This is a genomic window from Providencia sp. PROV033 (assembly GCF_028484855.1).
In the GTDB taxonomy this organism is placed as follows: Bacteria; Pseudomonadota; Gammaproteobacteria; order Enterobacterales; family Enterobacteriaceae; genus Providencia; species Providencia alcalifaciens.
Genome location: NZ_JAMPSW010000104.1, coordinates 1 through 11,699, shown reverse-complemented (window position 1 = coordinate 11,699; position 11,699 = coordinate 1). Strand labels below are relative to the sequence as shown.

Below are 11,699 nucleotides of genomic sequence, written 5' to 3'. Positions count from 1 at the left end.
GAACTGTTATTTGCAAACAAGGTTATTTTGGTAGAAGGTACGACAGAGGAGATGCTAATTAGCACATTTTTGTCGAAAGAAGCCAACGTACTCAATGATGTCGAAGTTATTGCGATAGGTCAACGCGGATATACTAATTTTCTAGATATATGGCTAGCTTTAAACAAAGATAATATGAATAAGAAAATTGGCGTTATTCGTGATTATGACAATTCAGATACAGCTAAAGAAAAACATGATGCTTATGATTTGAGTAATGCAAACGTTACGGTTAGGACAACAAAGAATTATACGCTTGAAATTGATTTAGTAGAAACAGATGGTAACTTGGAACTGCTAAATACTCTGTTTGGTATGACTGGTAATATAACGGAAGTATCTGATTATATGATTAGTGGCAAAGCTGCGAGAATGTTGGATATATGTGATGCAATGTTAGCAAAAGAGGAACCGTTAGATATAAAATTACCAGCCCATATAGCTGAGGTAATTGAGGCCGTACTATGATTGAAATTCAAATTGCTGGGGCGGGTGCAGGCAAAACATTTGGATTAGCAAAATCAGTGATTGCTCATTCTAAAGCATGTAATAACCATAAAAAAATATTTGCACTAACATACACAAATTCAGCAACATCAAAAATAGAGCAGGAAATAATCAAGCAATATGGTTTTATCCCGTCAAATCTTTGTATACAGACAGTACATAGTTTTTTATTAAATGAAATAGTGTATCCATTTTCATCGTTCACGCTTGGAGATGTATACAATGATGCATCTATTATGCTGTTGCCTGCAGACATTAAATTAAAAAATTGGCAAATAAAGCGATTGAAAGAAAGAAATATTATCCATGCAGAAAAAGTCTATAATATATCTAAGCAAATTGTTGATGAGACTATAAGTAAACATAATACCAAAGTAAAAAAATCTAGAGTTAGACGGCTTTTAAATATTTTAACAAACTGCTTTGACAAAATATTTATTGATGAGATTCAAGATTTAGATGGTGATGCTCTGCGTTTTTTTGAGGTATTAGGTAGTAATGGAATAGATGTTTATATGATAGGAGACCCTAAGCAAGCGATAAAATATCCTCAAGAGCTCGATTTATTTGTTAAACGAATATCGTTAGAAAAATATGTATATATGCATGATATTAATAATTTAACAAGAAGAGTTCCACGAGAAATATTGAATATTTCGAATCGATTTTGTTATGAAAAACAACAGCAAGAATCTCTATCGGACGTTATTGGTGAGTTGATGTATTTAGAATCAACAGATGAGCGGTATTATATATTACTTGAACAATATATAAGTACTAATCAAATAGTATGTATTGATAAAAAAGTAGATAAGTATTCCACGTCTACCAAGCCAAAATATTCATTTCCTAGAGATGTTGAGGATATGATTCGTGATTCTAATCATAAGAAAGATAAAATATTAGTTGTAAAGGCAGCTTTTAGTGATTTTATAAATGATATACAAAAATATGGAGATAAAAAAGCCATAAACATGCTTATCTCTAGGCACTCAATTCAGTTACAGAAAACTCACTTTGCTCAATTATATGATTTTTGTCGATCATATAGTGAGAATGATGCACAATTTAAAGTTAAAAGTATTGATTCTATAAAAGGCCTTGATGCAGATACTTGTGTAATTATATTGACACCTAATTTGTTAAAATATTTAATTCAAACTGATTTGAAGTCAACTGAAATTTTTAATAAAGAATGGAAAAAAGTTTACGTTGCTCTTACTCGGTCTAAAAAAAGGATAGTGTTAGCTATTGATCACGAATTGTTTATAAATCATGACATGAAAAAGATAAAGTCTGATATTAAGTCTCTTGGTTTTTTTGAACACTGTTGATATTTGTGATTATTTAAAATAAAGAGTATAGGATATGCTCTTTATTTTTTGATAAACCAGATGATTACTGATAATAATGAGAGTTAACTACGTACAATTAAATTGAAATTAATGGATATGTACGATTAATCTCATCTGAAAATAATGAATGACGTCTGGTATTTTGTTTTATTGAACTTAATTGATATGAAAGATTATTATCTAAACTATTCAATATATTTGCTAGCTCATTTAATAGCGAAGAAAGGCTTTCCATTTCAGGGGAATCAAATTCAGTTAATCTTGCTGTAATGGCGTAATATAACCAAAGAAGTGCTAAGGCTGGTTTTTCAGTTTTATCAGTACAGGATACTGTAAACCCATTATGTTTTCCTGAAGTTAGTGATTCATGAAAACTAACGCCATCTGGAAATAGGGTAGATTGCCTTGTTATTATAACGCCACACTCTAACAATAAGATATAATCAGGAAGCCAGTCTTTAGATAGTATTGAATTGATAAAATTTCTGTCCGTATTTTTACTTGTTTCTTTACAGCCACATATTACAACAGATATGGGTTTTGAAATGCGGGGATTCATAGAGCTAGATGCCATATTTTTCCAACATTCCATTGATTTATCAGATTGTTTTATAGCATCGTCAAGATCACTATATGAGTTTTTTAGTTGTATTGTTGTTAAAATAGACGTGTAAGGAAGAACTGGTTTATTTTGTTGACTCATTTCTAAATTAAATGACTCTCGAGCTAAACTAATAATAATGTCAATCTCATTACTTATGCAAGAATCAGGACTATAAAAGTAGCCATTTCTTATTAAATATGTAGGGGGTAATTGCCTAGTAAGCATCTTTATAAATGCATTTTCAAAAGGAGCTCCACTATCAGCAATATTTCTCATATTATGAAGAGCTCTTCCTTGAGCAACGGCACCTAATAGTTCGCTTAAATTTACTTGAAATTGTTTTAATAGATTCATATCACCTTCATATTGAGTTTGTTTTTTATTGAATAAGGAGCAAAAATGCTCCCATCATAAATTACTTATTTATCGTAATGTATGTTCTGCGCAACTAAAGCAGATCACCCTAAAAAAGCTGCCGCTTTTGGGACGCTATAACCTTGTTCGGTGACTAATGCGACCGCTTCTTGCTTAAACCCAGTAGTATAAATTCTGTTTGTTCGTTTTTTCATTTAACACCTCAATAATTAGATTATATTCCATTATTAAAGTGTCCTGTTTGATTAAAGCAGATCACTCCTCCCAAGCTCAAATTATAGGGCAGGATACCTACTGAAATGGTAGTTTATCTAAACGAGCACCTTAAGATAGTCGGTTTACAGTATTTAAGTGTAAAACATAAATTCCATCATGCTCATTCGTAATTTTTACCCTAATTTATGAATAGAAACAAAAAGTAATTTTAGATAAAATGCAGATAAAAAGCCGCAAAAGCTGTACCATGTATACCATGTATAAGAAAAGCTCGGGGTATGACCAGACTTATGTCAAATAACCGGGTAGATGCCTTGATGCTAAAAGGAAGAGAGCATGCCTTTAGATGAAAAAGATAAATTTGATAATGATCTGATCCAGAAGATGATTACCCGCACAGATGGTTTTCATAACTATGCCAATACTAAATCCACTATAATCATTACATTTATTACAGCCATACTGGCCGCAATAGGCACTAATGCCGGAAGTGCATTATCTTACCTAGATTCAAAAGGCTGTCATGAACTTGCTGTTGTCTTCAAGATCCTAACGCTAGTTTCCGTAATCTTACTTTTATCTGGATACTTTTTCGTTGGTCAAACCATTATTCCCTATATTAAAACGAGCTCGAAGCGAAATTTTTACTCGTTTATTGATACAGTGAAACAGTTTAATTCGGAGAAAGAGTTTGAACAAGAAATAAGAACATTGTCTGTCAATGAAATAACCAGTACCATGATTTCTCTACAGTACAACCTCTCTCAAGGTCTGTTCAAAAAATATCAGCTACATCGTCTCTCCATATTCTTAATTCTTTTCTCCGCAATACCATTAATAATTAACACATTAATTATCTTCTTTGTATAAGGAAATATAATGAGCAATCAATTTAAAGAACTTTTCGGTAAAGCCCGAATCGATGTCAGCAGTGGCATGAAAATGGATAGCCGAAGAAAATCAAATGTGTATGCGGATTCGCAACAGAAAGCGATTTCTGAAAGTATTAAGAAAGGGATGCACAATGATAGTATAGATGCTTTTTCGAAAGTAGGCCTTGGCCTTGAAAGCTACGCTGAAGATGACATGCCAACTATATTCCGGGATGTAAAAGCTGAATTAAGAAAAGTTTTTTTTAAAAAAACTGAAGTCAATGAAGCTATCGGCTGCCATCCAGACTTTGACGATCTTAGATCAAATGATGAGCTACGTAACGGCTATGCCGTGACGATGTTTTTTGATATAGCTGGATCTACCAAACTTGGAAAAACGTATCCTCCTGATATAGTGTTCAATATAAAGAACACAATTATAAGATATGTTATTGAAATAATTCAAGCTTTTGATGGTCATGTTCATCGTATTATGGGCGATGCTGTGATGGCGTTTTTTCGTAGTGAAGCTAAGTCCATAGAAGGTAAAAAAATAGACAGTGCGATTGATGCTATTAATGCTGCTGTATACATACTTGAATTCATGGAGCAGGTTATCAGGCCAGAGCTGGGCGATCAGGGCTCGGAAGAGCGTATAGGCGTCAGAGTGGGAATTGATTATGCTAAAGATGATGAGATAGTGTGGGGAAACTACGGTGTTTCAGGTGCATTTGAAGTAACGGCGACTTCATATCACGTCGACGTTGCAGCTAAACTTCAGCAAGCGGCAGATACTGATACGATCATGATTGGTGAAAATCTTAAGTCGCTGCTTGGTTTAGGGACTGAGTATTTGTTCACCAAATGTAAATTGGTGAAGAATGAAGATGGTACAGAATTCAAACGCTATTACCGGTATGTAAAGCCTAACTATAGAGTCAGAGGAGCACAGATAAACTATCCTCAGTATGTTTTTGACAGCGCGGCATATTTTAAGTTTCTGCCGTATGGAATAGAAAGCAGAAGTATATCAGTAGTACTGACTGCAACCTTAAACAACGTTGAAAAAAAATTTTATTGCCCGTGTTCAGAAAGCCTCGATAAAGGAATGTCGCTAAACTTCCATGTAACATTCAGTGCTCCTCAAGGGCAGTCGTATACTGTCAAAGCTATTAAGAGAAACACTGGCCCTGAAGCTGAAAGAAATTCTGCGTTACAGGAAGAGAAAAAAGATAGAATCATGAATTTTTACGAAGGCCAGTGGCATGCCGATATTTCTGAAAGTACCAGTTATCACGGTTTGCATCATATGGAAATTAAAATTTATGATAGCTATGACAAAGAAGTCGATAAGACAATATTCAGTATTTTCATAAGTTGAATATGTATTGAAACATACTTTGGTGGTTATATACTACGATGCGACAGAGCGACGTTATCATAAATCTTAGACAGCGACTAATAGGTAAAGGATTTATGCTTAAGTTCGGGGGCAGTGGGATGTGCTGTACTCCAACGGTATTTAGGAGGATGAAAATCCAGTTCCGCTCAATAAAGTGGTTTCAGAACTGATTAGCAGTATCGAGAGAAGCCTGTAATCCTGCTAATGCTGATATTGGAAATGTCCGTTTCTGGTACAAATCTGACTTATGACCTAGAAAACAGATATACGTGCTCAACTATGGGCCAATAAAATTTTATATCAACACCTTTATCCAGTCTTTGCCACGGTCATCATGATATTTATCCTTTGCTGCTGGTTTTTTTGCCCAGCAGGTTTTTGGTATTAATACCTTGTTCTCGGTACAAACGCTCTGACAATGACCGCATTTCGCTCAAACCAGACTGTCAGATTTAATTGTGCTAACAGTTAAACTATTAGCACAATTTTGAATAATGTGAGGCTAAAGTTGGTTTTTCCAATAAATCAAGTACCGCAAATAATCCCCTCCGTCCTCTTGCAGCCCGTACACCAAGGGTTTCATGCTTTTATGAGGTAAGTCAGGCCACTCACCAATCCCTCTTGGCTGAGGAATATTTTCTTCACTTAGGCTTTCCCATCCTGCTTCATTTGGCACCCATAAACCTTGCCATTCTTTTTGTGCTATTCGAGGTAGCTTCCAACAGGGCTGATAGCTAATGCGCCCATGTTGCCGTAGTACATCCAATGGGGTTTCAGGGCGCAGGGTGGCAAGAAAGCGATAAGAACTGGCATTGTTGCGAAGAGTATCCTGATAAATGTCATCGCTGTGGGTGTCTATCAGGTATTCAAATGGAGAAACAGATTTCAAGATATTGGCTGTACCGCCTTCAATCTCGATTTCTTCAACCCAAACGACAATACGTTGCCAGACGATAGCCTGAATCAAGCAACGGTATTCTAGGGATTGCGTATCTAGTGGTGAATCAGTGAATAACGGTGTTTGTGCTGTCTCAATAGGTGCAGCAAAGCCCGATGCATCAAAAGAGCCGTAGTGAGTTGGGTATCCCAGCACTTCACGGTAATCGTATTGATTCAAAGGCGTGATAACACCGAGATACTCAAGTTGATGAATGATCCGTTCAGCACGATGAAAACCTATCCGAAAATGGTGTTGTAAACGTCTCGGTGACGCTCTGCTAATGAGAATGACATAATCAATGGATTTAGCTGTCAATGGGTCATAGCTGCTGTCTAACGTGTTGTGGTGAGATAACTGCATAGTGCCTCTGAGTCAGTGACGAAAATACAGTTATTAAAATAACAAAAGATATTAAAAGATACTAACTTAATTCTTCCTGTTTCATTGTGAGCGCATTTTTTAATAACGCTCTTCTTTTCTCTGCTGACAGTGATTTATAGATTTCAAGTAAAAGGTTAAGATCCGCACTCTCTGAGGATAGCGTGTTTTGCTTGATGATCTCTTTTTCATCGGTGTTTAGGATGACTTTAAAGGCATCAATGTGATAGAGGTCGCCACGTTTATTAGGGTTCTTCTTGCGAAAGTGGGGATGAAGTGCTGTGATTGACTCTAGACGTACTCTAACGCCTTTCGCTGTCGTCGGGATATCCATATCTTTATATTCAGGATAACGTGTTGGATCGTCAGTTTTTTCTTTTCCTATAGCTGCTAGCTCCCCACTGGTAAACCAGAGCTTGGGCGCATTATCCATTTCAGTTAGTTGTTTTTTATCAGTCATGATTTTTATAAATCTCATATATATCAAAAGGATAAAATAACCGCACTAGAAAGATGTTAAAATCATAAAGATATCTATTGATAATTCCCTTTAATTGGTTTTTAATAGACGAGGAATTAAACAGTGGAGTTATTACTATGTCTAACCCTGTAGCATCTCAAAAAAAGCCCCGAAAAGGAAGCGCTGCGGATTGGCACCGTGCAGATATTGTGGCGGCTTTGCATAAAAAAGGGGTCACACTAGCGCAATTATCTCGTGAGCATGGTCTTTCTTCTCGGACGTTAAATAATGCGCTAGAGCGAGCGTACCCAAGAGCTGAACAGATCATTGCGGATGTGATTGGCACGGCTCCTGAAACAATATGGCCGAGTCGTTACATCAACAAGCCACCCTCTAATAATCATGGACGGTAATTGAAATAGCCTAAATATTTACCCTTGCCTATCGGTAAGGTATTGCCCCCATTCTAGCGTCAACACCATGGAAAAAAACCTTAATTCATTTAATTGAAGGAACAGTTATGTCTATCAAAAATAAATTGCAAAAAATTCGAGAAGAAAACGAAGCGAAAGGATTAAATGATCCGGCTTTATTTAAACAGCGTTTGCTCAACGGTGGTTTTGGATTAGTAAAAACCTTTTGGCTATTTTGGTTTTTACCGATTTTATTCTTAAATATCGTTGAATTTTTTATTACTAAAAAGGTGACATTGAATAAAGTGGAAGCATTGATTCTCATTTGGGATGTTTGCTGTTTTTACTTTATCGTGAAAATACAGAATCGTCGTGCTTGGTATTACGTGGCGTTGGTTGTGATTGCACTCGATATATTAGCAGGAATAACCGTGAATTTTCTGCTGTAAGGTGACAATGTGAAAATGAAACTGAACCAGTGGATGAAATTAAGCATATTAGCGGCAATGGTTGGTTTAACAGGATGTAATGAGAGCACCGTTAATTGTAACAGTGATGGTGCAAAAGCATTAGCGTTACAAGTGGTCAATCAACATGTCGGTTGGGCGATGTATGAGCAGCTTGTGAATGTGCGAACGCAACGTCAAAATACACAACGAGGCGTTTATCTCTGTGCTGCCGAAGCAACAGGAAAAGCGGGTTCTGTCACGGTAATTTATTCCGTGCAGCTCACGGATGATAAAAAAAGTTTTGTAGTTACGTTACTCAACGGTTAATCGCTATGCCAGCCTATTATTAGGTTGGCATTTTTCCCTTTGACGTTTCTATTCTTTCATTCACTTTCCACGTCAATATTCCCCCGCCATAAATAAAAATCACGGTAGGCATATCAAAATAGCAATGATGGCTAAATTCCATAACCATCTGATTTAAAACAATAAATCACTTTACTTTGCTAGTGATTATGGTAAAATATTAGCATGGCACTATACCCAAAATATGATTGGGTTGTGCTTAACAGCTTATTCCCACTTTTTTATTTAAAGGCAACTTTATATGACTATTTATCAGTCAGGGCTACGCTTGCCTATCGCACAAGTATTTAGCCAATTGTTATTACATGAACTGGATAATTCAGTGATTAACTCAGCGATTGATTTAACCACTGTTCGGGCGGTCACAATGAATTTTCGAGACCCATTGTATAGTGCTGAAACAGGCGGTTTCCATCCTGTCGAAATACGCTTGTTACGGCAGCATGAGCAATGGCTGTTTGATTATGTGACTGATTTTTCATTCATGGGGAGCTATTATCCTGAGCTTGAAAAGGAACTCGATATTTGTTGGTCGCAGGGTTATGTTTATCATTTTATGATGGGGGATATTGATGAAGAAGAGGGCGGAGCACTGTTTGAACTGTGGCAACGCAATTTTATTCAATACCACAAAATGAAATGTTATGAAGTCAGTATTCAGTGGGAAACCCACTAATTAAGTAAAAATAATACCAGCGCTGGTGATTCCATTAAGTACAGTACAATCAATAGAAGGTTTGAGTTGATGTTGATACCGTCCAAGCAAGGGGATTTAGATTGCCTCTGTGGAATTTACAGTCTGGTGAATATGAGTACATGGTTTTACGGAGACCGCATTAAGCCCCGCCCGTTATTTTATTATCTTTTGCGTGAATACAGCGAATACTGGTCACTGTACAAGTGTTTAACCCAAGGCATTGATATTCCTGAAATGGATTACTTGATTAAGCGCCTAACCTCAAAATACCCATCACAAGCCCCTCTACGCGTCACCACGCCATTTCGTTACAAAGATGGACTTACTACACAAAAAATACTGTCTGCTTGTCAGGCGTTCTTAGGTGCTCATACAACGTCACGTCGGCTTATTCTTCTGGGTGATCAGTGGCATTGGTCGCTGGTGGAGCGAATGGACAGTGACTATCTCTATTTCTTTGATAGCCACCAGCAAGAGAAAGTGAGCCGCACCAGCTATGGACTTAGAGGTAACAAGGTACGGCGGTTGTATAGTGAATCTGTTTATTTTGTTGAAGTCACTTAGTTTTCGTATTCGCTTTATTAATTTTATCTATAAGCTTACTTATTTCTTCTGGTGTAGTTAGATCGTAAATAAAATTTTTATTTTGAATTGTGGGGATAAGGTCATTTCTTACAGCATCAGCTCTTACTGTGGGAATTTGCTTATACTTTGTTCTTAGATACCTATAAACTTTAGACTCATGATCTCCTACGGATAGTCGATATGATGCAACTTGAAATAAATCATAGAGTTTTTGAGATTCATAATTTCTAGCAGGTGTTATTCTAGGTAAATCGAAATTTTTAGCATGCATTTTGTCATAAACCATTGTTATACAAAAACTAATAACTTTACTAATATAGTCTATATTTTTACCTTTAGCTTTCAGTTCTATACCTAGTTGTGTTTGATATATAACAGCCAATTTAGAAAAAGCATCATGTCCAAGATTTATTTCTGTGGGGATAAATCCTTCATATTCCAGTTTATCTTTCTTATCTTTCTTTATTTGATTGTTACGTTCTTTTTTCTCTTCAGGGGATAAAGGTGCTTTCCTTTTTTTTTCTCGTTGTATTCCTTCTGCGATATTAAATGATTTTCTTTTCATTTCAAACTCCTAGAGCTTAATTTTAACATCTTGATAACAAGTGATTGTCACTTTTTTTCAAGGATAGCATATTTGAGCCGTTTTAGTGAAGGATATGAAAAAGCGCGACTTATTTAAATTGATTATACTGTTTCACATCAAATCAACTGGATGGAAAAATAAATGAATATTGAGAATAAAGTAATCATAATTACAATGGATGAAGTCTTGAAATTAATGGGGCTGAAATCTAGAAACTCTATATACGCTCTTGAAAAAACTCAGCAATTTCCTCGTCGCATCCGTATAGGGGTGCGACGAGTGGGTTATGACTTAGTTTCAGTCGAGAAATGGTTAGAATCTAGGACAATGAAATAAAAACTTTTATCTAATATATGAAGGAGAAAGTTATGTATGAAAATCTATGCCAGTAGGAGAAGTATAAATAGACGAAGTACTAAAGAAGGTAAAGAAAATAATGTTCGTATTAAAATATTGGAGTCTGTTTACAATAAAACAAAAAATAAAACCCATAAGAATTTAGCGAAAAAAATTCATAATTGCGAAGAGGAATATAATTGCAATAGTTTGGCTTGTGCTAAATGCATTAAGGTTAAGCAGCTAGATATAGTTAATCAATTCGGTAATTATATAAATAAAAAATATGTTTTTGTTACTCTTATTTTTTATAAAGATAAAGTTACAATAAATGAATTGCCAGATTTCAATCCTAATTTATTAAAGGATAAATTAAGAAAGAAGCTTAAATCTATTGGTTTTAATAACTTTATTTTTGGCAGTCTAGAATTAGACCTCCACTTATATGAGAGTATTAATTCTAGTTATTATCAACCTCATTTTCATTTATTAATTCCTAATGAAAGTGAAAAAATCAAATCTCTTAGAGATTACATGAAGTCATCTAAGAATTTAAACTCTCGGCAAGGCATTAAAAATAGACCTATGGTGGTTGATGAAATTAATGATATTGGCGGGGTTATCAAGTATATAACTAAAATCATGTGGTGCGAAATAGCATTTTTTACTAATAAGGAGGGAAAGCTCAAGCACAGCAGTAAACGACGTATATCAAATAGTCGTATGTTTGCTGATTCACTAGTTAAGCTAGATACACTGAAATTCAGTGACATATTTTTTAAGTGTAATTTCCAGTAACTAAATTCTAGATCTCTGTTTAGACAGCACCAGTATGCTTGTAGATAGAGTATATGAGTTAGTTTACTAGTTTTAGAAATTAACACTAGTTAATTTATCTTTATTAGTAATAATGCTAATACATACTGGTGTTGTAAATGGTGATTTGGTGATTTGGTGATTTTGTGATTATCAAGGAGACCCTTTATGACAGAAATAGAGTCAGTACATATTGAATTATGTGCATTATCAGATCAAAGTGACGGGCATGAATCTTGCCGTTTAATTAAGTTCTATAATATTAATAAAAGAGAGGATGTCTATCTATTAATTTTAACATCC

General features: G+C 35.3%; 15 protein-coding genes and 1 pseudogene. 11 read left to right on the top strand and 5 right to left on the bottom strand.

Translation table 11 applies throughout. The features are described 5' to 3' along the window. Together PSF16_RS14710 and PSF16_RS14705 are read left to right on the top strand one after the other, a co-directional pair. A partial coding sequence (locus tag PSF16_RS14710) for an ATP-dependent endonuclease (RefSeq protein WP_272689531.1) occupies positions 1–507 on the top strand: 507 nt, incomplete at its 5' end. After that, positions 504–1,880, top strand: a complete 1,377-nt coding sequence (locus PSF16_RS14705; RefSeq protein WP_272689530.1) for a UvrD-helicase domain-containing protein — start codon at positions 504–506, stop codon at positions 1,878–1,880. The genes PSF16_RS14710 and PSF16_RS14705, both read left to right, overlap by 4 nt. 97 nt (positions 1,881–1,977) lie before the next feature. Here the strand turns inward: PSF16_RS14705 and PSF16_RS14700 are convergent, their stop codons facing one another. Then, on the bottom strand, positions 1,978–2,859 hold the full coding sequence (locus PSF16_RS14700; protein WP_272689529.1) for a DUF6602 domain-containing protein: 882 nt from the start codon (positions 2,857–2,859) through the stop codon (positions 1,978–1,980). 573 nt (positions 2,860–3,432) lie between these two features. Between PSF16_RS14700 and PSF16_RS14690 the strand changes: the two genes are divergently transcribed. Together PSF16_RS14690 and PSF16_RS14685 are read left to right on the top strand one after the other, a co-directional pair. Further along, on the top strand, positions 3,433–3,966 hold the full coding sequence (locus tag PSF16_RS14690; protein ID WP_272689527.1) for a hypothetical protein: 534 nt from the start codon (positions 3,433–3,435) through the stop codon (positions 3,964–3,966). A gap of 9 nt (positions 3,967–3,975) precedes the next feature. Then, entirely contained in the window at positions 3,976–5,349 is a 1,374-nt protein-coding gene (locus PSF16_RS14685; protein ID WP_272689526.1) for a nucleotide-binding domain-containing protein, read from the top strand. A 316-nt stretch (positions 5,350–5,665) separates the two neighbouring features. Here PSF16_RS14685 and PSF16_RS14680 read toward each other — a convergent pair. The 3 genes and pseudogenes from PSF16_RS14680 to PSF16_RS14670 all read right to left on the bottom strand — a co-directional run. After that, a pseudogene (locus PSF16_RS14680) lies at positions 5,666–5,801 on the bottom strand (integrase); the annotation flags it as partial. 71 nt (positions 5,802–5,872) lie between these two features. Further along, complete coding sequence (locus tag PSF16_RS14675; protein WP_272689525.1) at positions 5,873–6,670, bottom strand: DNA translocase FtsK; 798 nt, start codon at positions 6,668–6,670, stop codon at positions 5,873–5,875. A 61-nt stretch (positions 6,671–6,731) separates the two neighbouring features. Beyond that, positions 6,732–7,148, bottom strand: coding sequence for a hypothetical protein (locus tag PSF16_RS14670; protein ID WP_272689524.1), 417 nt, complete (start codon positions 7,146–7,148; stop codon positions 6,732–6,734). A gap of 137 nt (positions 7,149–7,285) precedes the next feature. Here PSF16_RS14670 and PSF16_RS14665 point away from each other — a divergent pair, with 137 nt between their 5' ends. The 5 genes from PSF16_RS14665 to PSF16_RS14645 all read left to right on the top strand — a co-directional run bounded on the left by PSF16_RS14665 (position 7,286) and on the right by PSF16_RS14645 (position 9,637). Beyond that, complete coding sequence (locus PSF16_RS14665) at positions 7,286–7,561, top strand: helix-turn-helix domain-containing protein (protein WP_001967176.1); 276 nt, start codon at positions 7,286–7,288, stop codon at positions 7,559–7,561. Positions 7,562–7,668: 107 nt separating this feature from the next. Further along, positions 7,669–8,010: a hypothetical protein gene (locus PSF16_RS14660; RefSeq protein WP_196738815.1), complete on the top strand. Its 342-nt coding sequence runs from the start codon at positions 7,669–7,671 to the stop codon at positions 8,008–8,010. Positions 8,011–8,019: 9 nt separating this feature from the next. Then, on the top strand, positions 8,020–8,337 hold the full coding sequence (locus PSF16_RS14655) for a hypothetical protein (RefSeq protein ID WP_272689523.1): 318 nt from the start codon (positions 8,020–8,022) through the stop codon (positions 8,335–8,337). A gap of 280 nt (positions 8,338–8,617) precedes the next feature. Next, a complete protein-coding gene (locus tag PSF16_RS14650) occupies positions 8,618–9,052 on the top strand; it encodes a DUF2787 family protein (RefSeq protein ID WP_272689522.1) in 435 nt (144 codons plus the stop codon). 69 nt (positions 9,053–9,121) lie between these two features. Continuing rightward, positions 9,122–9,637 carry a hypothetical protein gene (locus tag PSF16_RS14645; protein ID WP_272689521.1) on the top strand — a complete coding sequence of 172 codons (516 nt, stop codon included), beginning with the start codon at positions 9,122–9,124 and terminating at the stop codon, positions 9,635–9,637. Here PSF16_RS14645 and PSF16_RS14640 read toward each other — a convergent pair. Then, positions 9,630–10,223, bottom strand: a complete 594-nt coding sequence (locus tag PSF16_RS14640) for a hypothetical protein (protein ID WP_272689520.1) — start codon at positions 10,221–10,223, stop codon at positions 9,630–9,632. The two genes, PSF16_RS14645 and PSF16_RS14640, sit on opposite strands and share 8 nt — an antisense overlap. Positions 10,224–10,385: 162 nt before the next feature. On the opposite strand from PSF16_RS14640, the gene PSF16_RS17470 reads away from it, so the two are divergent. Both PSF16_RS17470 and PSF16_RS14635 read left to right on the top strand, forming a co-directional pair. After that, a complete protein-coding gene (locus PSF16_RS17470) occupies positions 10,386–10,580 on the top strand; it encodes a helix-turn-helix transcriptional regulator (RefSeq protein WP_442959256.1) in 195 nt (64 codons plus the stop codon). Positions 10,581–10,616: 36 nt separating this feature from the next. Further along, entirely contained in the window at positions 10,617–11,378 is a 762-nt protein-coding gene (locus PSF16_RS14635) for a hypothetical protein (protein ID WP_272689519.1), read from the top strand. The last annotated feature ends 321 nt before the right edge of the window (positions 11,379–11,699 follow it).

Bases quoted from the DNA above. Each gene is read 5' to 3' on its own strand.
- PSF16_RS14705 (WP_272689530.1), top strand. From the start codon at position 504: ATGATTGAAATTCAAATTGCTGGGGCGGGTGCAGGCAAAACATTTGGA.
- PSF16_RS14700 (WP_272689529.1), bottom strand. From the start codon at position 2,859: ATGAATCTATTAAAACAATTTCAAGTAAATTTAAGCGAACTATTAGGT.
- PSF16_RS14690 (WP_272689527.1), top strand. From the start codon at position 3,433: ATGCCTTTAGATGAAAAAGATAAATTTGATAATGATCTGATCCAGAAG.
- PSF16_RS14685 (WP_272689526.1), top strand. From the start codon at position 3,976: ATGAGCAATCAATTTAAAGAACTTTTCGGTAAAGCCCGAATCGATGTC.
- PSF16_RS14675 (WP_272689525.1), bottom strand. From the start codon at position 6,670: ATGCAGTTATCTCACCACAACACGTTAGACAGCAGCTATGACCCATTG.
- PSF16_RS14670 (WP_272689524.1), bottom strand. From the start codon at position 7,148: ATGACTGATAAAAAACAACTAACTGAAATGGATAATGCGCCCAAGCTC.
- PSF16_RS14665 (WP_001967176.1), top strand. From the start codon at position 7,286: ATGTCTAACCCTGTAGCATCTCAAAAAAAGCCCCGAAAAGGAAGCGCT.
- PSF16_RS14660 (WP_196738815.1), top strand. From the start codon at position 7,669: ATGTCTATCAAAAATAAATTGCAAAAAATTCGAGAAGAAAACGAAGCG.
- PSF16_RS14650 (WP_272689522.1), top strand. From the start codon at position 8,618: ATGACTATTTATCAGTCAGGGCTACGCTTGCCTATCGCACAAGTATTT.
- PSF16_RS14645 (WP_272689521.1), top strand. From the start codon at position 9,122: ATGTTGATACCGTCCAAGCAAGGGGATTTAGATTGCCTCTGTGGAATT.
- PSF16_RS14640 (WP_272689520.1), bottom strand. From the start codon at position 10,223: ATGAAAAGAAAATCATTTAATATCGCAGAAGGAATACAACGAGAAAAA.
- PSF16_RS17470 (WP_442959256.1), top strand. From the start codon at position 10,386: ATGAATATTGAGAATAAAGTAATCATAATTACAATGGATGAAGTCTTG.
- PSF16_RS14635 (WP_272689519.1), top strand. From the start codon at position 10,617: ATGAAAATCTATGCCAGTAGGAGAAGTATAAATAGACGAAGTACTAAA.